28 protein-coding genes are annotated in these 22405 nt (G+C 71.4%); 9 read left to right on the top strand and 19 right to left on the bottom strand.

The genetic code is table 11. The features are described from left to right. Positions 1 to 81: 81 nt before the first annotated feature. Positions 82 to 888, top strand: a complete 807-nt coding sequence (locus NQV15_RS04960) for an SDR family NAD(P)-dependent oxidoreductase (protein ID WP_232398495.1) — start codon at positions 82 to 84, stop codon at positions 886 to 888. 6 nt (positions 889 to 894) lie between these two features. Here the strand turns inward: NQV15_RS04960 and NQV15_RS04955 are convergent, their stop codons facing one another. Continuing rightward, positions 895 to 1320, bottom strand: a complete 426-nt coding sequence (locus tag NQV15_RS04955; RefSeq protein WP_232398494.1) for an SRPBCC family protein — start codon at positions 1318 to 1320, stop codon at positions 895 to 897. Positions 1321 to 1358: 38 nt separating this feature from the next. Between NQV15_RS04955 and NQV15_RS04950 the strand changes: the two genes are divergently transcribed. From NQV15_RS04950 to NQV15_RS04940, 3 genes are all read left to right on the top strand, one after another. Then, complete coding sequence (locus NQV15_RS04950; protein ID WP_257125094.1) at positions 1359 to 2549, top strand: benzoate/H(+) symporter BenE family transporter; 1191 nt, start codon at positions 1359 to 1361, stop codon at positions 2547 to 2549. A gap of 1 nt (position 2550) precedes the next feature. Further along, on the top strand, positions 2551 to 3015 hold the full coding sequence (locus tag NQV15_RS04945) for a tRNA (cytidine(34)-2'-O)-methyltransferase (protein ID WP_232398492.1): 465 nt from the start codon (positions 2551 to 2553) through the stop codon (positions 3013 to 3015). Positions 3016 to 3145: 130 nt separating this feature from the next. Next, positions 3146 to 3847 carry an SGNH/GDSL hydrolase family protein gene (locus NQV15_RS04940; protein ID WP_232398491.1) on the top strand — a complete coding sequence of 234 codons (702 nt, stop codon included), beginning with the start codon at positions 3146 to 3148 and terminating at the stop codon, positions 3845 to 3847. On the opposite strand, the gene rdgB is transcribed toward NQV15_RS04940, so the two are convergent. From rdgB to NQV15_RS04915, 5 genes are read right to left on the bottom strand one after another with little or no spacing between them, the layout of a single operon-like run. Next, on the bottom strand, positions 3844 to 4461 hold the full coding sequence (gene rdgB, locus NQV15_RS04935) for an RdgB/HAM1 family non-canonical purine NTP pyrophosphatase (protein ID WP_232398490.1): 618 nt from the start codon (positions 4459 to 4461) through the stop codon (positions 3844 to 3846). The two genes, NQV15_RS04940 and rdgB, sit on opposite strands and share 4 nt — an antisense overlap. Further along, positions 4458 to 5177 carry a ribonuclease PH gene (rph, locus tag NQV15_RS04930; protein WP_232398489.1) on the bottom strand — a complete coding sequence of 240 codons (720 nt, stop codon included), beginning with the start codon at positions 5175 to 5177 and terminating at the stop codon, positions 4458 to 4460. The genes rdgB and rph overlap by 4 nt, the downstream gene beginning before the upstream one ends. 21 nt (positions 5178 to 5198) lie before the next feature. Continuing rightward, positions 5199 to 5960 (bottom strand): MBL fold metallo-hydrolase, encoded by a 762-nt coding sequence (locus NQV15_RS04925; protein ID WP_232398488.1) that lies wholly within the window; start codon positions 5958 to 5960, stop codon positions 5199 to 5201. Beyond that, on the bottom strand, positions 5957 to 6835 hold the full coding sequence (gene murI, locus NQV15_RS04920) for a glutamate racemase (RefSeq protein WP_404801325.1): 879 nt from the start codon (positions 6833 to 6835) through the stop codon (positions 5957 to 5959). The genes NQV15_RS04925 and murI overlap by 4 nt, the downstream gene beginning before the upstream one ends. A gap of 25 nt (positions 6836 to 6860) precedes the next feature. Then, positions 6861 to 7838 carry a ribose-phosphate diphosphokinase gene (locus tag NQV15_RS04915; RefSeq protein WP_232398486.1) on the bottom strand — a complete coding sequence of 326 codons (978 nt, stop codon included), beginning with the start codon at positions 7836 to 7838 and terminating at the stop codon, positions 6861 to 6863. Between the two features lie 159 nt (positions 7839 to 7997). Between NQV15_RS04915 and NQV15_RS04910 the strand changes: the two genes are divergently transcribed. Beyond that, positions 7998 to 9023: a DUF3533 domain-containing protein gene (locus NQV15_RS04910; RefSeq protein WP_232398485.1), complete on the top strand. Its 1026-nt coding sequence runs from the start codon at positions 7998 to 8000 to the stop codon at positions 9021 to 9023. 9 nt (positions 9024 to 9032) lie between these two features. Here NQV15_RS04910 and NQV15_RS04905 read toward each other — a convergent pair whose 3' ends face one another. The 10 genes from NQV15_RS04905 to clpS all read right to left on the bottom strand — a co-directional run bounded on the left by NQV15_RS04905 (position 9033) and on the right by clpS (position 15678). Beyond that, on the bottom strand, positions 9033 to 9980 hold the full coding sequence (locus NQV15_RS04905) for a cysteine synthase (RefSeq protein WP_439647520.1): 948 nt from the start codon (positions 9978 to 9980) through the stop codon (positions 9033 to 9035). A gap of 10 nt (positions 9981 to 9990) precedes the next feature. Further along, a complete protein-coding gene (locus NQV15_RS04900; protein WP_232398484.1) occupies positions 9991 to 10272 on the bottom strand; it encodes a MoaD family protein in 282 nt (93 codons plus the stop codon). Between the two features lie 52 nt (positions 10273 to 10324). After that, positions 10325 to 10747 (bottom strand): Mov34/MPN/PAD-1 family protein, encoded by a 423-nt coding sequence (locus NQV15_RS04895; protein ID WP_232398483.1) that lies wholly within the window; start codon positions 10745 to 10747, stop codon positions 10325 to 10327. An 80-nt stretch (positions 10748 to 10827) separates the two neighbouring features. Further along, positions 10828 to 11685 carry an ABC transporter permease subunit gene (locus NQV15_RS04890; RefSeq protein WP_232398482.1) on the bottom strand — a complete coding sequence of 286 codons (858 nt, stop codon included), beginning with the start codon at positions 11683 to 11685 and terminating at the stop codon, positions 10828 to 10830. Beyond that, entirely contained in the window at positions 11678 to 12586 is a 909-nt protein-coding gene (locus tag NQV15_RS04885; protein WP_232398481.1) for an ABC transporter ATP-binding protein, read from the bottom strand. Before NQV15_RS04885 ends, NQV15_RS04890 begins: the two co-directional genes overlap by 8 nt. Continuing rightward, a complete protein-coding gene (locus NQV15_RS04880; protein WP_232398480.1) occupies positions 12583 to 12834 on the bottom strand; it encodes an SHOCT domain-containing protein in 252 nt (83 codons plus the stop codon). The genes NQV15_RS04885 and NQV15_RS04880 overlap by 4 nt, the downstream gene beginning before the upstream one ends. Before the next feature lie 112 nt (positions 12835 to 12946). Further along, entirely contained in the window at positions 12947 to 13609 is a 663-nt protein-coding gene (locus NQV15_RS04875; RefSeq protein WP_232398479.1) for a response regulator transcription factor, read from the bottom strand. Further along, complete coding sequence (locus NQV15_RS04870) at positions 13606 to 14724, bottom strand: sensor histidine kinase (protein ID WP_232398478.1); 1119 nt, start codon at positions 14722 to 14724, stop codon at positions 13606 to 13608. The genes NQV15_RS04875 and NQV15_RS04870 overlap by 4 nt, the downstream gene beginning before the upstream one ends. A 76-nt stretch (positions 14725 to 14800) precedes the next feature. Beyond that, a complete protein-coding gene (locus NQV15_RS04865; RefSeq protein ID WP_232398477.1) occupies positions 14801 to 15385 on the bottom strand; it encodes a DUF2017 domain-containing protein in 585 nt (194 codons plus the stop codon). Beyond that, positions 15382 to 15678 (bottom strand): ATP-dependent Clp protease adapter ClpS, encoded by a 297-nt coding sequence (gene clpS / locus NQV15_RS04860; RefSeq protein ID WP_232398476.1) that lies wholly within the window; start codon positions 15676 to 15678, stop codon positions 15382 to 15384. Before clpS ends, NQV15_RS04865 begins: the two co-directional genes overlap by 4 nt. A 78-nt stretch (positions 15679 to 15756) precedes the next feature. Between clpS and NQV15_RS04855 the strand changes: the two genes are divergently transcribed. From NQV15_RS04855 to NQV15_RS04840, 4 genes are all read left to right on the top strand, one after another. Then, positions 15757 to 17064 carry a nicotinate phosphoribosyltransferase gene (locus NQV15_RS04855; protein ID WP_257125093.1) on the top strand — a complete coding sequence of 436 codons (1308 nt, stop codon included), beginning with the start codon at positions 15757 to 15759 and terminating at the stop codon, positions 17062 to 17064. Continuing rightward, complete coding sequence (locus NQV15_RS04850) at positions 17061 to 17612, top strand: isochorismatase family protein (RefSeq protein WP_232398475.1); 552 nt, start codon at positions 17061 to 17063, stop codon at positions 17610 to 17612. The genes NQV15_RS04855 and NQV15_RS04850 overlap by 4 nt, the downstream gene beginning before the upstream one ends. 26 nt (positions 17613 to 17638) lie before the next feature. Next, positions 17639 to 18934 carry a GNAT family N-acetyltransferase gene (locus tag NQV15_RS04845; RefSeq protein WP_232398474.1) on the top strand — a complete coding sequence of 432 codons (1296 nt, stop codon included), beginning with the start codon at positions 17639 to 17641 and terminating at the stop codon, positions 18932 to 18934. Between the two features lie 76 nt (positions 18935 to 19010). Continuing rightward, complete coding sequence (locus NQV15_RS04840; RefSeq protein ID WP_232398473.1) at positions 19011 to 19448, top strand: DoxX family protein; 438 nt, start codon at positions 19011 to 19013, stop codon at positions 19446 to 19448. Here the strand turns inward: NQV15_RS04840 and NQV15_RS04835 are convergent. The 3 genes from NQV15_RS04835 to NQV15_RS04825 form a co-directional block, all read right to left on the bottom strand. Beyond that, the gene (locus NQV15_RS04835) at positions 19423 to 20379 is read right to left on the bottom strand and encodes an NHL repeat-containing protein (RefSeq protein ID WP_232398472.1); all 957 of its coding nucleotides are present in this window, start codon (positions 20377 to 20379) and stop codon (positions 19423 to 19425) included. The two genes, NQV15_RS04840 and NQV15_RS04835, sit on opposite strands and share 26 nt — an antisense overlap. A gap of 66 nt (positions 20380 to 20445) precedes the next feature. Then, positions 20446 to 21339, bottom strand: coding sequence for an oxygenase MpaB family protein (locus NQV15_RS04830; protein ID WP_232398471.1), 894 nt, complete (start codon positions 21337 to 21339; stop codon positions 20446 to 20448). A 40-nt stretch (positions 21340 to 21379) separates the two neighbouring features. Continuing rightward, complete coding sequence (locus NQV15_RS04825; protein WP_232398470.1) at positions 21380 to 22327, bottom strand: alpha/beta hydrolase; 948 nt, start codon at positions 22325 to 22327, stop codon at positions 21380 to 21382. Positions 22328 to 22405 lie beyond the last annotated feature (78 nt).

The raw sequence follows: 22405 nt of genomic DNA, 5'->3' as shown, positions 1-22405 counted from the left end.
CGACCGGTTCCATCCCCTGGAACCCGCACGGGGATCGCACGTTTCTCCTAGGTTGGGCGCACACAGGGAGCGGAGGAACACGTGACGGCGTTGACGGACAAGGTGATCGTGGTGACCGGGTGCACCCAGGGCTTCGGCAGGGTGCTGGTGGGGCTGGTCGCCGCTCGGGGAGCTCGGCTCGTGATCTCGGGGCCCTGGCCCGACGAGGCCGAGGAGCAGGCCGCCGACCTGCGGGCGCGGGGCGTGGACGCCGTCGCGACGGGGTGCGACGTCACCGTCGCCGACCAGGTCGAGTCGCTCGCCGACCTCGCGGTCGCGACCTACGGCCGGATCGACATCTGGGTCAACAACGCGGCCGCGAGCACCCCGGTCGGGCGCGCGTTCGACCTCGACCCGGGCGAGTTCCGCCGCGCGATCGAGGTCAACGCACTGGGCACCTTCCACGGGACCCGCGCCGCGGTCACCCGGATGCTCGACACCGGTGGCGTCGTGGTGAACATCCTCGGCCGGGGCGACAACGCGGGCCCGACGCCCTACACGACGGCCTACGGCGCGACCAAGGCGTGGGTCGCCGGCTTCACGAGCAGCGTCCGCAAGGAGTACGCCGACAGCGGCGTCCAGCTGGTCGGGTTCAACCCCGGGATGATGCTCACCGACAAGCTCACCGGTGCGCGCGCCGTCGGCGAGGCCGGCGAACGGATGATGAAGCCGTTCGCGAAGGTCCAGGCGGTCTTCGCCGACCCACCCGAGGTCGCCGCTGAGCGCCTCGTCGCGGTGCTCGAGAAGGATCGCCCGCCCGCGAAGGTCAACCTGCTCGGCCCAGTGGGGGCCAGCCGGCACGCCGTCCGGTACGCCGCGCGCGCGGTGCGCGGCGTCAAGGCTCGGTGAAGATCGTCAGGGAGTGAGCTTGGGCAGACCCTTGCTGATCGCCGCCTGCAGCACCTTGCCGACCGCGACGGCTGCGCCGGGCACGGCCATGTCGAAACCGATCGTGTAGTCCAGCTGCGTCCCACCATCAGTGGTCGGCGTCAGGATCTGGCGCCCCCAGTGCCCCTTGAGCGGGCTGCCCTTCGAGATCGTGTACTCGATCAAGGTGTGCGGCTCCCAGACCGTCGTCGTCTCGTGGAAGGCCGGCAGCGGCCCGATCTTGAGGCTGCGGGTCGAGCCCACCCCGTTGCGGGACGTGTCCCCGTCCTTGACCCGGGTGATCTTCGCGCCGAAGACGGGGCCGAGGTTCTCGTGCTCGGACAACTTCTCGAACACGGTCGCGGGATCGGAGGTGAAGGTGTGGGTCACGTGGACGCGCTGGGGAGAGGACATAGCGGCAGAGTCTAGGGTGAATTCCCATGGAGCGGGAGATGACGGGCAGCCAGGGTCCCCCGGGTCTCCAGCAACCGGTGAGCGCCGGCATCGTCGCCGCGCTGGTGGGCTACACGAGCTCCTTCGCCGTGGTCATCACCGGGCTCACCGCGGTCGGCGCGACCCCGGGCCAGGCCGCCTCCGGCCTGCTGGCCCTGTGCGTGGCGCAAGCGGTCGGCATGTGGTGGCTCAGCCGTCGCCACCGGATGCCCCTGATCCTGGTGTGGTCGACGCCGGGCGTCGCCCTGCTGGCGGGGACCGGTTCGCTCGACGGCGGCTGGCCGGTCGCGATCGGCGCCTTCCTCGTGGCGGGTGCCGCCTATGTCGTGACCGGTCTGTGGCCCGCGCTCGGCCGACTCATCTCCCTCATCCCCGCTCCGATCGCGCAGGCCATGCTGGCCGGCGTCGTGCTGGAGCTGTGCCTGGCCCCCGTGACCGCGCTGACCGAGAATCCCGGGGCCATCGTGCCGATCGCGGTCGTGTGGCTGCTCGGCATGCGCGTGGCGCCGCGGTGGGCGGTACCGGCGGCCTTCGTGGCAGCCGGCGTCGTGATCGGCGTCGACATGGTCCGCCAGGGCAGCACGATCGCCGGGTCGTCCTTGCTGCCGGAGCTGTCGCTCACCGCTCCGGCCTGGAGCTGGGCGGCGATGATCGGCATCGCCCTTCCCCTGTACGTCGTCACGATGGCATCCCAGAACGTCCCGGGCGTCGCGATCATGAAGTCCTTGGGCTATGCCGTGCCGTGGCGCAGCTCGATGGTGACGGCGGGCGTCTCCACCATGGCCGCCGCCACCGCAGGCGGGCCGTCGGTCAACCTGGCCGCGATCAGCGCGGCACTCGCCGCCGGTCCCCCGGCCGGGCCCGACCCCGGGCGCCGCTGGATCGCGGCCCAGTCGGCCGCAGCGACCTACCTGGTCCTGGCGGTCGCGTCCGCCGCCCTGGCAGCCCTGGTGGCGGTGGCCCCGGCCGGTGTCATCGCGACCGTCGCCGGTCTGGCCCTGCTGGGCACCCTCGCGGACGCTCTCAGCAGCGCACTGACCGAGTCGGCGGGACGCGAGGCCGCGGCCATCACCTTCCTCGTGGCAGCCTCGGGCATCTCCGCCCTCGGCATCGGGTCCGCGTTCTGGGCGCTCGTCGCCGGACTCGTCATCCACCTCGTCCTCGATCTGCGCCCGGCCCGGAGGCCCTGACATGTTCCGCATCCTGTTCCACGAACCCCGCATCGCCGGCAACACCGGCGCCGCCATCCGCCTGGCGGCGGTGACCGGCGCGGAGCTGCACCTGGTCGAGCCGCTGGGCTTCGACCTCAGCGAGGCCAAGCTCAAGCGGGCCGGTCTGGACTACCACGACCTGGCCGTCATGACGGTGCACCCGGACCTGGACACCGCCCTGGCTGCGCTCGCACCGGGACGGGTCTACGCCTTCACGGCCAAGGGCGAGCACGTCTACACCGACATCGCCTACCAGCCCGGGGACGTCCTGATGTTCGGCGCCGAGCCGACCGGGCTGCCGCCAGAGGTGCTGGAGGACCCTCGCCTCGAGGCGCGCGTCCGCCTCCCGATGCTGCCGGGCCGGCGCTCGATGAACCTGGCCAACACCGCCTCGGTGGCGGTGTACGAGGCATGGCGACAGCAGGGATTCCGCATCCCGGGCTGAGAGTCACCCCGCACGTAGTCCTTTGGGGTGATCTTCACGGGACTTTGGGATCGTCTTGGTCACATCTGAGCCTGCCCGCCCGGGGATGGACGTAGAGTTCGTGCTCTCGCATCTTGAAAGTACTTCCCCCATGACCGTCTCCAGAGCCGCGGCGCGCCGACCGCTCGTCGTCGCCTTCGTGCTGGCGCTCGTGCTGGGACCCTTCGTCGCCTGGCAGGGCGCTCAGGGTGGCCAGTCCCGGCCCGTGTCGGCCATCGCACCACAGGGCATCGTGGTGGTCGGGGACTCGATCACCGCCCGGTACAACAACACCCCCGGCGACCCCGGCCAGGCCTGGTGGAGCGTCACGGGCCGCCACTTCGACGCGACTGTGCGCACCTACGCCCAGTCCGGCTCCGGCTACCTGCGGCCCGGTCACCGGTGTTCAGGCAACCGGTTCATCGACCGCCCGGACGCCTTCACCGGCGACGCGCCGTCAATCCTGATCGTCGAGGGCGGCCGCAACGACTGGGCCAAGTGCGTCGACGGGCGGTTCGTGCCGTCCACGAACGCCGAGATCCGGCACGCGGTCGCCACCTACCTCACGACGCTGCGCACCTACGTGCCCAGCACGACCCGCATCCTGGTGCTCGGCCCGCCGTGGGGCCCCATGGACCGCCTCAACGGCCGGCGCATCACCCGCATCGTGCAGGAGGAGGCGCGCGCACACGACATGGAGTTCATCAGCACCAGCGGTGCGCTCACCGCCGACCGGGTCGTCGACGGCATCCACCCCAACCGCGACGGCAGCCTCGCGATCGCCCGCCGCGTGATCCGCGCCCTCGAGAGCTAGCCGAGCACCTCGACGATCACCGGGGCCATCGCCGTGAGGGCCTTGCCACGGTGGCTGATGCGGTCCTTCTCGGCCGGGGGCAGCTCGGCGGTCGACACGTCGTATCCGTCGGCGGCGAACAGCGGGTCGTACCCGAAGCCCCCTCCCCCGTGCTCCGCGGCCAGGATGCGCCCGGTCATCTCGCCCTGCTCGACGATCTCGCGGCCGTCGGGCGTGCACAGCGCCATGGCGCAGCGGAAGCGCGCGGTGCGTCGCTCGTCCGGGACCTCGGACAGCTGGCTCAGCAACAGCCGGTTGTTGGCCGCATCGCCGCCCTCGGACCTCGGCACCCCCGACCAACGGGCCGACAGGACGCCCGGCATCCCGTTGAGGGCGTCGACGCACAGACCGGAGTCGTCGGCCAGCGACGGCAGGCCGGTGACCTGCAGGCAGGCGCGCGCCTTGATCAGCGCATTGCCCTCGAAGGTCGGCTCGGTCTCGGCGGGCTCGTCGTAGGCCGGGAAGTCGCCCAGGCCCAGCACCTGGATGCCCGGGACCAGCGGCTCCAGGATGCGACGCAGCTCGGCGAGCTTCTTGGCGTTGTTGGACGCGAGGACCACACGGGGTGCGCTCACCGGCCGAGTGCCTCGTTCTGCAGGCGGGTCAGGTCGACGCAGCCCTTCGCCGCCAGCTCGAGCAGCGCGTCGAGCTCGGCCTTGTCGAACGGTGCACCCTCGGCCGTGCCCTGGACCTCCACGAACTTGCCCGATCCGGTCATCACGACGTTCATGTCGGTCTCCGCGCGGACGTCCTCGACGTACGGCAGGTCGAGCAGCGGCACGCCGTCGATGATGCCGACGCTGATGGCCGCGACGGACTCGACCAGCGGCTCGCCGACCAGCGCGCCCTTGCCGCGCAGGTGCTCGACGGCGTCGGCCAGGGCGACGTACGCGCCGGTGATCGCGGCGGTGCGGGTGCCGCCATCGGCCTGCAGCACGTCGCAGTCGATCGTGATGGTGTTCTCACCCAGCGCCTTGTAGTCGATGGCCATCCGCAGCGAACGGCCGACGAGGCGGGAGATCTCGTGGGTGCGTCCGCCGATGCGGCCCTTGACCGACTCGCGGGCGGAGCGGTCGTGTGTCGCCTGCGGGAGCATCGCGTACTCGGCGGTGACCCAGCCGAGACCCGATCCCTTGCGCCAGCGCGGCACGCCCTCACTGGCGCTCGCGGCGCACAGCACCTTGGTCTTGCCGAACTCGATCAGGCACGAGCCCTGGGCGTGGTCGAGCCAGTTGCGGGTGATCGTCACAGGACGGAGCTGATCGGCGCTGCGGCCGTCTTCGCGGGTCATGCCGCGAGCCTATCGGCCGGCTCAGAGCTCGTACGTGGACCCGGCGGCGACCAGCTCGAACGACCCGTCCCACGTGCTCTTGACGTCGGCCTCGACCTCGTTCGGGTCCGTCCAGCTGGGGATGTGGGTGACCAGCAGCCGGCCCACCGATCCCCGCGCGGCGTAGCTGCCAGCCTCGGCACCGGTCAGGTGCAGGTCCGGCGGATTGTTCGCCGACTCGACGAAGGAGGCCTCGCACAGGAACAGGTCGGCGCCCTCGGCGAGCTCGGCGAGCGCCTCGGACCGCCCGGTGTCGCCGGAGTACACCAGCGTGCCGGCCGAGGACGTGATCCGGATCGCGAAGGCCGGCACGGGGTGGTTGACCCGCACCGACGTGACGCTGAACGGGCCCAGCTGCACCGTGCCGCCGTCCTGCCAGGCCCTGAAGTCGAACTGCTGGAGCATCCCGGCGTTCTCGCCCGAGCCGTAGGCAGCCGCCAGGAACTCGCCCGCACCCTCCGGCGCCAGCACCGGGATCGGGTCGAACGCGCCGTCGGGGTGGTACCGGCTGACGACGTAGAACCCGGACATGTCGAAGCAGTGATCGGCGTGCAGGTGTGACAACGCGATCGCGTCGATGTCGCGGATGGTGCTGTGGCGCTGCAAAGGGCCGAACGCGCCGCTGCCGAGGTCGACCAGCAGCCGGTAGGAGCGCCCCTCGAACGGAGCCTCCACGAGGTAGCAGCTCGCGGGAGAGTCGGGGCCGGCGAATGATCCGGCGCAGCCGATGACGGTCAGCTTCACGGTCGGCCGCCGATCGTCACCGACGCGGGATGCGAGAACTGCTCCGCGGCGACGATCTCGGGGCCCAGGAAACGACGCCCCAGCACGGCGAACTCCTCGGGACGGCCGGTGGTCAGGAATCGGTGCTGAGGCGCCGGCAGGGCGGCGTCCCGCTCCAGGCCCTCACGCACGAGCAGCCGGTACACGTCCTTGGCGGTCTCCTCGGCGCTGGAGACCAACGTGACGCCGTCGCCCATGACGTACGACAGCACGCCGGTCAGCAGCGGATAGTGCGTGCAGCCCAGCACCAGGGTGTCGACCCGCAGGTCGATCAGCGGCTGCAGGTAGTTCTCCGCGGCGGCCAGCAGCTCGGGTCCGCTGGTGACCCCCTGCTCGACGAGCTCGACGAAGCGCGGGCAGGCACGTGTGTGCAGCGAGATGCCCGGATTGGCGGCGAAGGCGTCGTCGTAGGCCCGCGACGTCGCGGTGGCCTCTGTGCAGATGACTCCGACCGTGCCGTTGCGCGTGGCGCTCACGGCACGACGGGTGGCGGGGACGATGACCTCGACGACCGGGACGTCGTAGCGTTCACGGGCGTCCCGCAGCACCGCGGCGCTGGCCGAGTTGCAGGCGATGACCAGCGTCTTGACGCCCTGGGCCACGAGGTGGTCGAGGCACTCCAGCGCGTACTCGCGCACCTCGGAGATCGGCTTGGGGCCGTAGGGCTGGCGGGCGGTGTCGCCCAGGTAGAGCACCGGCTCGTGCGGCAGCTGGTCGAGCACGGCTCGGGCAACGGTCAACCCACCGAAGCCGGAGTCGAAGATGCCGATGGGTGCGTCCACAACGAAAAAGCCTACGGGTCCGCGGTGTTGCGGGAAAGTGAACGGGCCAAAGATCACACCGGCGGGCGGCGTCCCACGCTCAGAGCGGCAGCTTGGCCTGCGGCGGCGCGTGCGCGGGGTCGACGCCGTCGAACAGCGATGACACCGACTCGCCGGCGTGGATGCGGGCGATCGCCTCGGCGAACAGCGCCGCGACCGAGCGCACCTGCAGCTCGGGCCAGTCCGCCGGCGGCGGCACGGTGTCGGTCGTCACGACCTCGGTGATGGCCGGATGCCCGCGGAGCCGCTCGACGGCGTTGCCGGTGAACAGGCCGTGGGTGCAGGCGACCGAGGCCTCGGTGCAGCCTTCCTCGCCGAGCTTGTTCATGAGCTCGATGATCGATCCACCGGTCGCGATCTCGTCGTCGAGCACGATGGCCTTCTTGCCGGCCACGTCACCGACGATCGCGTCGATCACGACCTTGTCGTCGGCCTGGCGCTGCTTGCTGCCCGCCGCGACGGGGATGCCCAGCAGACGGGCGAACAGCGAGGCGGTCTTGGCATTGCCCAGGTCTGGGGAGACGACGACCGTGTCGGTGAGGTCACGGTTGCGGTAGTGGTCGGCGAGCTCACCGATCGCGGTCAGGTGGTCCACCGGGACGCTGAAGAAGCCGTGCACCTGGGGCGCGTGCAGCGTCATGGTCACCACCCGCGCGGCGCCGGCGGTCGTCAGCATGTCCGCCACGAGACGCCCGCCGATCGAGATGCGCGAGGCGTCCTTCTTGTCCGAGCGCGCATAGGCGTAGTGCGGGATGACCGCGGTCACCGAGTCGGCGCTCGCACCGCGCGCGGCGTCGATCATCAGCAGCAGCTCCATCAGGTGGTCCTGCGTCGGCGGCACCAGCGGCTGGATGATGAAGACATCCTTCTTGCGGCAGTTCGCCAGCAGCTGCACCTGCAGGCAGTCATTGCTGAACCGCACGGTCTCGGATCGCGACAGAGGCTGCCCCAGCTCCGAACAGATCTTCTCGGCAAGGGGACGGTGCGCGCTTCCGGAGAAGACCACGATCTGGCTCACGTGGTCGAGAGTAGCCGAGCCCGGCCGCTCGCCGCACCCGGTCGTAGCGCCCCACTCGGTCCCGCAGGGGGCCCGCGAGTTAGCGACCTTGGTCCCGGGTCGGCCGGGACGCTCGCGAGTAACGTCCGACTTCCAGGGCCCCAACGAAGGATCTGACCCGTGCCTGAGTCCACCAACGAGCCGTCGTCCTTCTCCATCGGCCCCACGCTCAGCCCGGTCGTCCTGCTGATCGGCGTCCTGCTGATCCAGCTGGGCTTCACCGCGAGCTATGTCGGGGCCTTCCACAGCCCCACGCCCCACAAGGTGCCGATCGCGGTCGCCCCGCCCGCCGGGGCACCGGACCAGCCCGCCCGCGAGCTGGCCCGGACGCTGAACGGACTGGACGACAAGCCGCTGAAGGCCACCGTCGTCAAGGACGAGGCGGAGGGCCGCCGCAAGCTGAAGGACCGCTCGGTGGGTGCGGTCCTGGTCATCGGCGAGCAGGGCTACCAGCTGCTCGTCGCGAGCGCGGACGGGTCATCGTTGTCCGAGGCGGTCGAGAAGGTCGTCAAGGGGGTGGCCGCGGAGCAGCGGCTCCCGGTCGAGACCTCCGACGTCATCCCCGCCGGCAAGGGCGACGACCTCGGGCTGAGTGCCTTCTACCTCGCGGTGGGCTGGGTCGTCGGCGGCTACCTCGCGGCGTCCATCCTGGGCATCACCGAGGGTGAGCGGCTGCCGACCATGCGCCGACTGGGCATCCGGCTCGCGCGGATCGTGGTCTACTCGGTGCTGTCCGGTCTGGGCGGCGCCTGGATCGTCGGGCCGTGGCTGAACGCGCTCGACCATGGCTTCTGGCCGCTCGCCGCATTCGGCACCCTGCTGGTCCTCGGCGTGACCGTGTTCACCCTCGGGTGCGAGGCGTGGCTCGGCGTGCTCGGGATCGGAGTGGCGATCGTGCTGTTCGTGGTGCTGGGCAATCCGAGCGCGGGCGGCGCGTTCCCGACCAATCTGCTGCCGCCGTTCTTCAGCGCCATCGGCCCGTGGCTGCCACCCGGGGCGGGGACCAGCGCGATCCGCGGCATCGTCTACTTCGACGACGCCGGCGTGCGCGGTCCTGTGCTCGTCATGGTCGCGTGGCTGGTGCTCGGACTCGTGCTGCTGGTCGTGCCGACCCTGCGCCAGCAACGCGCCCGGGTCGAGGCCTGACCGCCCAACCTACGCCCAGAGCTGACCGTCGAGCTTGTCCTCGGCCTCGTCGAGCGTGCCCTCGTAGGCGCCGGTGGACAGGTACTTCCAGCCGCCGTCGCACACGACGAAGACGATGTCGGCGGACTCGCCGGCCTTGACGCACTTCGCGGCCTGACCGAGCGCCGCGTGCAGGATCGCTCCGGTCGAGACGCCCGCGAAGATGCCTTCACGCTCGACGAGCTCGCGGACCCGTCGGACCGCGTCGCGGGGGCCGACGGAGAACCGGGAGTCGATCAGCGAGGCGTCGTACAGCTCGGGGACGAAGCCCTCGTCGAGGTTGCGCAGCCCGTAGACGAGCTCGCCGTAGCGAGGCTCGGCAGCGACGATGCGCACCTCGGGCTTGTGCTCGCGGAAGAACCGGCCCACGCCCATCAGGGTGCCGGTGGTGCCCAGCCCTGCCACGAAGTGGGTGATCTCGGGCAGATCGGCCAGGATCTCGGGGCCGGTGCCCTCGTAGTGCGCGTCGGCATTGGCCGGGTTGCCGTACTGGTAGAGCATGACCCAGTCGGGGTGCTCGGCCGCGATCTTCTTGGCCACCCGCACGGCCTCGTTGGAGCCGCCGGCGGCCGGCGACGAGATGATCTCGGCGCCCCACATCGTCAGCAGCTGGGTGCGCTCGATCGACGTGTTCTCGGGCATGACGCACACGATGCGGTAGCCGCGCTGGCGCGCGACCATCGCCAGCGAGATGCCGGTGTTGCCGCTGGTCGGCTCCAGGATCGTCGAGCCCGGCTGGAGCCGGCCCTCCTTCTCGGCACGCAGGATCATGCTCAGCGCCGCGCGGTCCTTGATCGACCCGGTCGGGTTGTGGTCCTCGAGCTTGGCCCACAGGCGGACGTCCGGGGACGGCGACAGGGACGGCAGGCCGACCAGCGGGGTCCCGCCGACCGAGTCGATCAGGGAGTTGAAGCGCACGATGTTCCGATCAGGAGAGGGAGCCGCCGGCCACGGCCGGCAGGATGACCACGGTGTCGCCGTCGGCGACCGGGGTCTCGAGGTTGCCGGTGAACCGGACGTCCTCGTCGTTGACGTAGATGTTGACGAAGCGGCGGGCCTCACCGTTCTCGACCAGACGCTCCTTGATGCCGGGGTGATCGGCCTCGAGCTTGTCGATCAGCTCGGTCACGGTGGACCCGGCGCCTTCGACGACACGCTCGCCGTCGGTGTACGTGCGCAGGATCGTGGGGATGCGGACCTGGATGGCCATCAGTGCTCTGCCTTCTGTTCGGGGCTCGGGTGTTCGGGGGTTCTACTCAGTATCAAGCGTCGACGACGCGAACTTCTTCCTCAGTCACGACACCGTCGACGATCCGGTACGACCGGAAGTCGACCGGACCGCTTTCGTCGGCGCCGTCGCGCGTCGAGACCAGGACGTAGTGGGCGCCGGGCTCGCCGGCGAGATCGATGTCGGTGCGCGAGGGATAGGCCTCGGTCGACGTGTGGGAGTGGTAGACCACGACCGGTTCCTCGTCGTTGTCGTCCATCTCGCGGTACAGCGCGAGCAGGTCGCCGGAGTCGAACTCGTAGAACGTCGGCGACATCGCCGCGTTCAGCATCGGGACGAAGCGGGTCGGCACGTCCGAGCCGATCGGGCCGGCGACGACGCCGCACGCCTCGTCAGGATGGTCGCGGCGCGCATGGGCGATGATCGCGTCATGGATGGCCCGGTCGATGGTCAGCACCCGCCGAGTTTATCGGGGCCCACCACCCGCGCCTCGCGACGGTCGAGCGCTGAGATTCCGGTGACGCACCGCGGCCGGTCCTAGGAGACGTCGGTGCGACGGAAGGTCCACGTCGTCACCGCGAGGCAGATCACGATGTAGGTCGCCACGGTCAGCAGGGCCCGGCCGTCCGCGACGTCGGTGTTGATGCCCGGCGGGCTGTCGACACCGGCCGGCCGCCCCGGCATCACGGCAGCGGCCAGCGAGCCGGCGTTGATGCCCGGCAGCACGTCGCGCAGCGGCGCCAGCGAGCTCAGGACGGAGCCGGCGACCCCGGCGACCAGGTTCTCGACGCCCAGCACCCACACCACGCCGAGCCCCACGGGAAGGGCCACCCCGCGCAGGACGACCGCCAGCACGCCGCCGAGGGCGGCCCACATCCACATGATCGCGACGCCTGCGCCGTACCCGGCCAGGAGGTCCGCCGCCGGGGGCAGTGCGGCGGACCGGTCCTCGGCCAGCGCGATCGCGGTCGAGCTGACGGCGCCGAGCGCGAACAGCACCAGCACCGCGACGCCGAGCGAGACCGCGAGCGCGACGCCCTGCCCCGTGATCACGGCCGTGCGTCCCGGGCGCTGCGTCAATATTGTCTTGACGGTCCCCCACCCGTGCTCGCTGCCGAGCACCAGCGCACCCAGCACAAGGGCCAACGCCCCCGCGAACACCGGGAACCCACCGAGGGTGCTGGCCACGAGCTGGTCGGGCAGCGTGCTGGCCAGGACCGACGCCCGGGGCGCGCCCTCCATGGGCCCGGAGCCGCCGCCGGAATAGGCCAGGTACGGGATGAGGTACCCGAAGACCTGGTTCAGCACGGCTGCCGCTGCCAGCAGGGTCCACGCCGCGGGTCTGCGCACGAGCTTGAACAGCTCGGCCCCGGCGACCGCGGCGACGTCACGCATCGGAGCCCGCCCCGGTCGTCAGCTCGAGGAACACGTCCTCCAGCTGCCGGTCGACCCGGCGCACCTCACGGACGTCCGCCCCCGCCAGGACGAGGGCGCGGGTCACGTCGCCGGTGCGGGTCTCGTCGACCCGCACCCCGTGGCCGTCGCCGAGGGACCTGACCGCCTGGACGAACGGCAGGCCCTCCAGCGTCGACCGCACGACATCGGCCGGGGCCGCCCGGATGACGAGCTCACCGTCGCCCCGCAGGTCCTCGACGCTGCTGTCCGCGACGATCCGTCCGGCGTCGATGACGCCGACACGGTCACAGACCTGCTGCACGTCCGCCAGCATGTGGCTCGACAGGATCACGGTGCAGCCGTCGTCACCGAGGCGGCGGATGAGCGCGCGCATGTCCCGCATGCCGGCGGGGTCCAGCCCGTTGGTGGGCTCGTCCAGCACCACGAGATCCGGCTCCTTGAGCAACGCCGCGGCCACCCCCAGCCGCTGCTTCATCCCCAGCGAGTACGTCGAGAACCCGTCGTCGCCCCGATCCGCCAGGTCGACGGCCCTCAGTGCGTGGTCGATGCGGCTGGCGGGGGCTGCGGCGTACCGCGCCACGACCCTCAGGTTCTGCCGACCGGACAGGAACGGGTAGAACGCGGGCCCCTCGATCATCGACCCGGTCCGGGCCAGCGCCTCGGGCGCTCCAGGCGCGCAGCCGAGCACCGCGATGCGCCCGCTGGTCGGGCGGACCAGACCCAGCAGCATCCGCAGCGTCGTGGTCTTGCCGGCACCGTTGGGGCCGAGGAACCCGTAGACCTCGCCCGGACGCACGGTCAGGCTGACGCCGTCGACAGCCGCGGTCCCCCGGTAGCGCTTGGTCAGGTCGCGGACCTCGACGGCTGCGTCGCCGCTCATCGGTCCTTCTCCCGCAGCACCGCCAGCCGCTGGCGGTACTCGGACTCGTCGATCTCGCCGGTCGCGAACCGCTCGGCGAGCCTGGCCTCGCCCGCGCACCGGCCGTGGCCGGAGCGCCGCGCGCGACCGGCTCGCATGAAGATCAGTGCCGCGAGGATGAAGAACGCGAACCACATGAGCGGAAAGAGCGGCCACCACGGCCCGGGGCCGTCGTAACCATGGTCGTTGGTCAAGAGCTGGGTCAGCATGGGGTCCTCCTCGGACGTCGGCGGCTGGGTACCTGTCCAGCGTCGCGAGATCGCCGCCCCGCCGAATCCGCCCGGCGTCGCGTCCTGCACTACTCCCCCGGGAGTACCGCGGCTAGGACCAGCCCGGGCGGACGAGGCCGGTCTCGTACGCGATCACGACGAGCTGGGCGCGGTCGCGTGCCTGCAGCTTGGTCATCGAGCGGCTGACGTGGGTCTTGGCGGTCGCCGGGCTCATGAAGAGCCGGGCACCGATCTCGTCGTTGGTGAGCCCGGCGCCGACGAGGGCCAGGACCTCCCGCTCCCGCTGCGTCAACGGCGCCAGCAGCGAGTCGTCGGCGCCCTCGCGCGAACGGCTCGCGAACTCCTCGATGAGCCGGCGGGTGATGCCGGGCGAGAGCAGCGCATCGCCCTGCGCGACGGCCTTCACCGCCGCGACGAGCTCGGCTGGCTCGGTCGACTTGACCAGGAAGCCGCTGGCGCCGCCACGGATGGCCTCGAAGACGTACTCGTCGAGGTCGAAGGTCGTCAGGATCACGACGTGCGTCCCGCTCAGCGCGGGGTCGGTGGTGATGGCGCTCGTGGCCGCCAGGCCGTCCACGCCCGGCATGCGGATGTCCATCAGGACGACGTCGGGGCGCGTCCGGGACACCACCTCGAGGGCCTGTCGACCATCCGACGCCTCACCGACCACCTCGATGCCCTCCTCGGCGTCGAGCAGCGCCCGGAAGCCGGCGCGCAGCAGCGCCTGGTCGTCGACCAGCACGACCGTGATCACGAGTCGTCACCGACGGGGAGGTGCGCGTGGACGCTCACCCCACCGCGGGGTGAGGCACCGATCGTCAGCCGGCCGCCCAGGGCATCGGCCCGCTCGGTCATGCCGATGACGCCGTTGCCGGGCCGCAGCCCCGCCGGTGCGCCGCGACCGTCGTCGTCGACCCGGACCGTGAGCCCATCGGCGTCCAGCCGGACCACGATGTCGACGTGGCGGGCCTCCGCGTGCCGCACGACATTGGTGACCGCCTCCTGCGCGATCCGCAGCGCTGCGAGCTCGACCGCGGCCGGCACGGGCCGGGGCACGTCAACCGAGGCGACGACCGCCAGTCCGGCGAGTCGACCGCGCTCGGCCAGGTCGTCCAGGGCGGCGAGCGACTCCCCCGGCGCACGCGGCGCCGGATCTGCCTCGTCGCGCAGGACACCGACGAGCGAGCGCATCTCGGCCAGTGCCTCACGGCTCGCGTCCTTGATCACCGCCAGCGCCGTCTGGACCTGCTCGGGCCTGCGGTCCACGAGGTGCAGCGCCACGCCCGCCTGGACGTTGATGAGCGACATGTGGTGCGCCACGACATCGTGCAGCTCGCGGGCGATCGCCAGCCGCTCCTCGCCGGCCGCCCGCCGGCGCGACTCCCGCTCGGCGGCCCGCGCCGCGCGGACCCGCTCGCCGCGCACCCGCACGAGCTCACTGATGCTGACCAGCAGGAGCAACCAGGCGCTCGCGCCCGACAACCACGCCCACGACCAGTCGTCGTCCCTGACCAGCTGGACCTGGGTGACCACCAGCAGCACCCCCAGGCCGGCCCACACGGTGTACCGGTGGCCGCGCAGGACGGTCAGGATCGACACGACCGACAAGGTCGCGAAGACCGGACCGTACGGATAGCCGGCCAGCACGTAGGTACAGGTCAGCGCCGCCGTCGCGGCCATCACCAGCCGCGCCGACCGCTCGAACAGCAGGAGCAGCAACGGGCCGGCGACCGCGATCGCCAGTGCGAGGGGCGGCGGCCTGGAGTCGACCTGGTTGGCGAACGCGCCGAACGTCCCAGCCACCTGCAGCACGAGCAGCGCCGGGATCGCCAGCACCCACGGCCGGGGACGGTTCGGACGGGGACTCACCCGTCAAACCTAGGCCCGCGCCCGGGCCGTCGTCATGCGTCGTGAGGACGAGGCGCGACTACTCCCCCGGGAGTACTCACTCCAGCGCGGCGATCAACGTCTCCTGGACGTAGCCGAGCCAGTCGTAGATGTCGGACATCGCCAGGGTCTGGTCGTCCTCGGACTCGGCGATGCGCAGCGTGTCCTCGTCGGTCTCGATGCCGAGCCGCACCGCGAGCGACAGCCGGATGTCGGTCAGCGCGCGCAACCAGGCCTGCGCCTGGTCGGGGTCGAGCTCGACCTCGATGGGGTCGTCGTCCTCGTCGGGCATCTCCCCGAAGGTGAGCCCGCCGTCGATCAGCGTGCCGATCAGCGTCTCGGCGTTGTGCACCTTGGCCGAGGTGAGCGAGCGCTCGGTGTACCGGCGGAACTCCCCGGCGTCCTCCGGGTCGTCGCGGTAGGCATCGGGCAGCAGCCGCAACAGCACCGGGTCCTCGGGCGCCAGCGACGGCCCGCCCATCCCGATCTGGGCGGCGAGGGGATCGGGATCGGACTCCTCGGCGCCGTTGCGGTCGCGCAACAGCTCGACGACCTGGGCGGCGAGGCTGGCGATCAGGTGCGCCTCACCGAGCTCGAAGGTGGCCGTGAGCCGGCCGCGCCGGCGACGACGGAAGGGCTTCACGCGTCCTGCCTCTCCAGGGTCGCCCAGAGGCCGTACTCGTGCATCGCCTGGACGTGCCGCTCCATCTCCTCGCGGCTGCCGCTGGAGACGATCGTCCGGCCGTCGTGGTGCACCTTGAGCATCAGCTCGTGGGCCTTCTCCTCGGTGTACCCGAAGTAGTTGCGAAAGACGTACGCCACGTACGACATCAGGTTGACCGGGTCGTTCCAGACGATCGTGACCCACGGCTTCTCGAGCTCGACAACGTTGTCGACGTCGGGCTCGGCGATCTCGACGGGGGTCGGGGTGCTCACGAGACCATTGTTACGCAGTGCCCCGACGAGTCCAACGGCGCGCGTGCCGCGAGCGCCGGCAGTGCCTAGTCTGGGTGCGTGACCGACTCCCGCAGCACCGCGCTGCTGACCGACCACTACGAGCTCACGATGCTGCAGGCGTCCCTGCGCGACGGCACCGCGGACCGGCCCTCGGTCTTCGAGCTGTTCGCCCGGCGCCTCTCGGGGGGCCGGCGCTACGGTGTCGTCGCCGGTGTCGGTCGGGCCCTGGACGCACTGGCGGACTTCCGCTTCGGCGATGCCGAGCTGTCGTTCCTGCGCGAGGCGCAGATCGTGGACGCCGACACGCTCGACTGGCTGGCCGACCACCGGTTCTCCGGCACGATCTGGGGCTATCCCGACGGGGAGATCTACTTCCCGCAGTCGCCGGTGATGATCGTCGAGGGCACCTTCGCGGAGTGCGTGCTCCTGGAGACCTTGCTGCTGTCGATCCTCAACCACGACTCGGCGATCGCGACGGCGGCCTCGCGGATGATCACCGCCGCCGGGGACCGCCCGTGCATCGAGATGGGCTCGCGCCGCACGCAGGAGCAGGCGGCCGTCGCGGCCGCCCGGGCGGCGTACATCGCCGGCTTCGCGGCCACGTCCAATCTCGAGGCGGGCCGCACCTACGGCATCCCGACGACCGGCACCAGCGCCCACTCGTTCACGCTGGTCCACGACAGCGAGCGGGAGGCCTTCGAGGCGCAGATCTCGGCCTTGGGGCCCGGCACCACCGTGCTGGTCGACACCTACGACGTCGCCGAGGCGATCCGGACGGCGGTCGACCTCGCGGGTGGCGAGCTCGGCGGCGTCCGCCTCGACTCCGGGGACCTGGTGTCCCTGGCCCGGTCAGTGCGCCAGCAGCTGGACGACCTCGGCGCCACGAAGACCCGGATCACGGTCACGAGCGATCTGGACGAGTACGCGATCGCGGCCCTGGCCGTCGCGCCGGTCGACGGCTACGGCGTGGGCACCTCCCTGGTGACGGGCTCGGGCGTGCCCACCAGCGGCTTCGTCTACAAGCTGGTGTCGCGCGCCGACGACGACGGCCAGATGGTCTCCGTGGCCAAGAAGAGCGCCGACAAGGTCTCCGTCGGCGGCCGCAAGTACGCCATGCGCCGGCTCGGCCCGACCGGACGCGCGCAGGCCGAGGTCATCGGCATCGGCTCGTCGCCCGATCACGACGCCAACGACCGGCCCCTGCTGGTCGAGCTGGTGCGCGACGGCAAGCGGGTCCACACCGACTCCCTCGAGGACGCCCGGGCGCGCCTGCAGGCATCGCTCGCGGAGCTGCCCGCGTCCGCCCGCCGACTGTCCAAGGCCGATCCGGTGCTGGACACGATCTACCAGGAGATGGACTCATGACCGCCGCGCTGATCGTCGTCGACGTCCAGAACGACTTCTGCGAGGGCGGCTCCCTCGCAGTGGCCGGCGGTGCCCGGGTCGCGGCCGACGTGGCGGGGCTGATCGGCTCCGGCGCATACCCGATCGTGCTCGCCACCCGCGACCACCACATCGATCCCGGCGCGCACTTCTCGGACGCTCCCGACTTCGTCGACTCCTGGCCCCCGCACTGCGTCGTCGGGACCGACGGCGAGCAGCTGCACGCCCCGCTGGAGCCGGACATGTTCGCCGAGACGTTCTTCAAGGGCGAGTACGCCGCCGCCTACTCCGGCTTCGAGGGCGCCTCGGCATCCGGCACCGGCCTGGCCGACTGGCTGCGGTCCCACGACGTCGACCGGGTCGACATCTGCGGTGTCGCCACCGACTACTGCGTCCGGGCCACAGCCCTCGATGCCGCCCGCGAGGGATTCCGGGTGCGCGTGCTCGAGGGCCTCACCGCCGCGGTGTCGGCCGACAACCTGCCCCGGGTCCGACAGGAGTGGGCGGACGCCGGCGTCACGACGGACTGACGGCGCACGAGGCTAGGTTGGGGCCCGTGAGCACCCCATCCGCAGACCTCCCGATCGACGAGACGTCGCGGGCCCGACTGGCCGCTGACGGCCTGCGCCTGCGCATTGTCGACGGCACCGACGCCGCGGAGTACGAGGGCTGGTTCCTCGCGGAGACCCGTGGATTCCACAACGCCCGGCCCTCCGCGGAGGTCATCGCCGAGCGGCAGCGGAACCTGGGGCCGGACCGACGACTCGTCGGCGTCTACGACGACACGGCCGGCATCCCCGAGCAGCCGGTGGCCACCACCATCTGCTGGCCGGCCGACCTGACCGTGCCTGGTCTGCGGGCGGTGCCGGCATGGGCCGTCAGCGGTGTCACGGTCGCGCAGACGCACCGGCGGCGCGGCATCGCCCGCGCCCTCCTGGAGGCCGAGCTGCGCACGGCCCGTGCCCTCGACCTGCCGGTCGCGATGCTCACGGTCTCGGAGTCGACGATCTACTCCCGCTTCGGCTTCTCCCCCGCGGCCCTGGCGCGTGACGTCACCGTGTCGACCCGTCGGGTCCGTTGGACGGGCCCGACGGCGCAGGGACAGGTGCGCCTCGTGACACCCGAGCAGCTGCGCGAGGACGGGCTCGCGATCGTCGAGCGGGTGCGCCTGGCCCGCCCCGGGCAGATCTCGTACTCCGGGCACCTGTGGACCCGCCAGCTCGGCCTGTCCGCGGGCGACCCGAGCGCCCCGAAGCTGCAGACGATCCGGTACGACGACGCCGATGGCACACCGCAGGGATTCGCGGTCTACGAGATCACCGAGGACCCGTCCGACTTCGCCGACCACCGGCTCGCGGTCAAGACGCTCGTCGCGGCAACCACCGATGCGTACGCCGGGCTGTGGCGGTACCTGCTCGAGGTGGACCTCGTGTCGACCGTCACCGCCCACCTGCGTCCGGTCGACGAGCCGTTGCGCTGGATGATCGACGACTTCCGCGCGGTGCGGGTCAGCGAGTTCGACCACCTGTGGGTCCGCGTCCTGGACGTCCCGGCCGCGCTGACCGCCCGCACCTACGGCGCCGCGGGCCGGCTGGTCATCGCGATCAACGACCCGCTGGGCTTCGCCGCCGGAACCTGGGCGCTCGACGTCGGCGACACCGGCGAGGCCACGGTCACCGCGACGGACGACCCGGCCGACGTCTCGATGAGCGTCAACGCCCTCGGCGCGCTGTACCTCGGCGGCGTCCCCGCCAGCACGCTGGTGGCGGCCGGCGGCCTAGCCGGAGACGCCGAGCGGCTCGACCGGATGTTCCGCGCCCCGGTCGAGCCGTACCTCAGCATCTGGTTCTAGGCGGATGCCTCCGACGAGAGATCCCTGCCAAGGCTCCGTCGTGCGCAGAGGCCGCCGCTGCGGGACGCTGGTGCACATGCCCTCGACCTCACCTGCCCGCACGGCCGGACGGATCGTGCTCGGCACCTTCCTGCTGTTCGCCGGCACCAGCCACCTGACCTTCGCCCGCGAGGAGTTCGCCGCCCAGGTGCCGCCGTGGTTCCCGGCCGAGACCGATCTGGTCGTCATCGCGTCGGGCGCGGTCGAGCTGGCTCTTGGCGGCGCACTCGTCGCCGCCCCGCGACGCCACCGGGCCACCGTGGGATGGGTCGTCGCGGCCTTCTTCGTGGCCATCTTCCCCGGCAACATCTCCCAGCTGGTCACCCGGACGGACGCCTTCGGCCTCGACTCGGACCGGGCCCGCGCCGTCCGGCTGCTCTTCCAGCCGGTGCTCGTGGTCTGGGCGCTGTGGTCGACCGGCGCGTGGCGGGCCTGGCGCTCCAAACGCCTCAGCGACGCGCGTCCGCCCGCGTGATCCAGTAGGCGGCCGTCCCCGGGCTCGCGATCCCGAACCGGGCGTTGACCACGAACAGCGATCGATGCACGAGGGCGACCGTGCTGGGCACGTCGATCTCGTCCGCGAAGTCACTCCGCTCGATCGTGTCGACCAGCTCGCCGGTCCGCTGGCGCCGGTCGAGGTCGACCACGGCGATCTTGTTGAACCGGTTCTGCACGACGTAGAGCACGCCGCGGCCCCGCTCGAGACCGTCGCCGTTGACGAAGGTCGTGCCGCCGGTGTCGACCTGGCGGGTCCGGCCCGATCGCGGGTCGATGCGAAGGAGCAGACCGGTGTTGCTCTGCACCGCGACCAACGACCTGCCGTAGCTCACGATGCCGTTGAGGTTGTTGCCCTCCGCGAGCTGCAGATCGCCGGTCAACGGCACGATCCTGGCGCGACCGGCCGCGGGCAGCTTCGCGCTCCGCCCGTGCCCGAACGGGATGACCAGCAGCTCCTTGGACAGCGAGTCGGTGGCGTAGACGCCGGTGCGGGTCACGGTCAGGTCGTTGACGAATCGCGCGCCCGCGCTCGGGAAGGCGTACGTCGCCAGGACCTTGCCGGTGTCGGCGTCCTGCGCACGCACCTGCTTGCCGGCCCCACCGGCGACCCACAGGACGTCCCGGCGCCGGTCGTAGTCGATGCCGACGGCCACCCGCCCGGCTGCCCCGGCGAAGCGGGTGGTGCGTCCCGAGCGGATGGCGATCTTCACGATGGCCCCGTCGGCGCGGGAGCCCGAGTAGAGATTCTTGCCGTCTGTCGTGATTCCCTCGGGCAGCCAGCCGTTCGGCAGCTCGATGCGGTCCGGCTGCGCGGGGCGTCGGTCGTGGTCGTGGTGGGCGGAGGCGGGCAGGACGGACCCGGCCATGATCATCACGGCGAGTCCCACCGCCCAACGGAACTGTCTCATGATCGGTCCTGTCGTCGAGAGGATCACTCCATCGTCGGCGCGACCCGCCCTCACGGCAACCCCTGATCAGCCCGTCGGCGTCCCACTGTCCTGCGGCATCGTCGCCGGGAACGTGCCGAGGCGCTCGATCATGAAGCCCCCCGGATAGGAACGGATGCGGTGGTTGTCGCGCAGCAGCGCAGGCTTGCGGCGTGGCGGGAGGAACCGCACGATCCTGCCCCGGGCGACCAGCGAACCGTGCGCGAGCCGGCTCACCAGCCGCGACGGCCGCGGGTAGTCGAAGGCCTCCCGCAGGTGATCGTCCAGCAGCGCGATGCTGAACCGTCGCATCAGCGGGCGCACGGGCCGCGGGTAGAACCCGACGAACAGGTCCAGCGTGGCGTCGGCGACGGCCCGCGCCTTCGGGTCGAAGACGTAGGTCTGCTGCTCGTACGCGTCCATCAGCTCGGCGAAGCCGTCGTAGTCGGCCGGCACGTCCTGGATGCCCATGAGACGTCCGAGCCGCTGGTAGTACCGGACCGCGGCGGTCTTCTCGGCGGCCAGGCCCTCGCGCCAGCCATAGCGCTCGATCCAGCGCACCGGGGTGACCACGAACGTCGACAGGACGTACCGCATGTCGTCGTTGGAGATGTCGTAGCTGCCGTGCATCTGGTTCATGCGGCGGACGCCGGCGCGCCCGTCGGGCGACTCCAGCCCTTCGGCGACCAGGGTCTCCAGGATCAGCGCGGTGTCGTCGTGGCGCTTCTGCGTCGCCTGCGTGAACTCCCCCGTGTCGTACAGGAGCCGGCCGATCGACGGCACGGCGTACGTGCGGAACAGGGCGAAGCTCAGCGCCTGCTGGGAGTCCCACGGGAACTCGAGCATGCCGGTGATGCGGGCGATCTGCTCGTACTGCGTCTCCGGGTCGAGCCGGGAGATCTGCTGCTGCCAGTGACTGCGCTGCCAGAAGAGGGGCCTCATGCCCGGACACTATCGTGACAGTCCCACTGTCACAATAGGCTCAGAGCGCCTCGCCCAGGAACTCGACGATGTCGTCCAGCGCCTCGCGGGCGACCGGGACGACGCCCGGCAGGCTCATGAACCCGTGGATCGCGCCGTCGTGCTCGACGTAGCGAACCGGGACCCCGTCCGCCGCGAGCGCGTCCCGGTACCGGGCGCCGTTGTCGAGCAGCGGATCGGCCGCCGCGGTCACGATCAGGGTCTTGGGCAGCCCCGCGTGCGATGCCGCCCTGATCGGGGACGCCCGGAAGTCCTCGGTGCCGTACTGCTCGCCCAGGTAGAGCCGGGCGTATCCGCGCATGTTCGCCGAGGTCAGCACCGGCGCCTCGGCATGCCTGTCCTCGGACGGCCAGCGCTCGTACATCTCCACGCTCGGGTAGATCAGCACCTGGGCGCGCAGCTGCGGGCCACCCTCGTCCCGTGCCAGCAGGGCCAGGACCGCCGCGATGTTGCCGCCGGCACTGTCGCCCATCACGGCGACCCGCTCGGGGGTGATGCCGAGCTCGTCCGCGTGCTCCACGATCCACGCCAGGGCGTCGTGACAGTCGTCCAGCCCCGCGGGGAACGGGTGCTCGGGTGCCAGCCGGTAGGCCGGCGAGATCACGGCGACCCGGTTGCGCACCGCGACGCGGCTGGCCAACCAGGCCGACTGCTCCGGATTGCCCTGCACCCAGCCGCCCCCGTGAAAGTTCACGACGCACGGCAGCGGCCCGATCGCGTCCTTGGGCCGGTGCACCAACGCCCGCAGTCCCGTCCCGACGGTGATCTGCTCGACTGATGCCGCCGGATCGGTGCGGCCGAAGATCATCGTGCCCAGCCGGGTGCCCTGCACCCGTAGCCGCTCGGCGCGCAGCGCCGGGAAGTCCCGGGCCTGCTCGACGGGGGTCGCGGTGCGACGCAGGATCGCCCCAAAAAGGCGGGTACGCAGGGCCATGGCAGAAGAGCTCACGCCCGCGACCCTAGCCACATCCCGCTGGCCCTGACGTTTGTGCGGCGACACGCCGGTCGTGGCGGTCGAAACGTCAGG

Source organism: Aeromicrobium wangtongii (assembly GCF_024584515.1).
GTDB lineage: Bacteria > Actinomycetota > Actinomycetes > Propionibacteriales > Nocardioidaceae > Aeromicrobium > Aeromicrobium wangtongii.
Note: the sequence above shows the minus strand (reverse complement) of the source record. Positions and strands in the feature narration are given on the sequence as shown.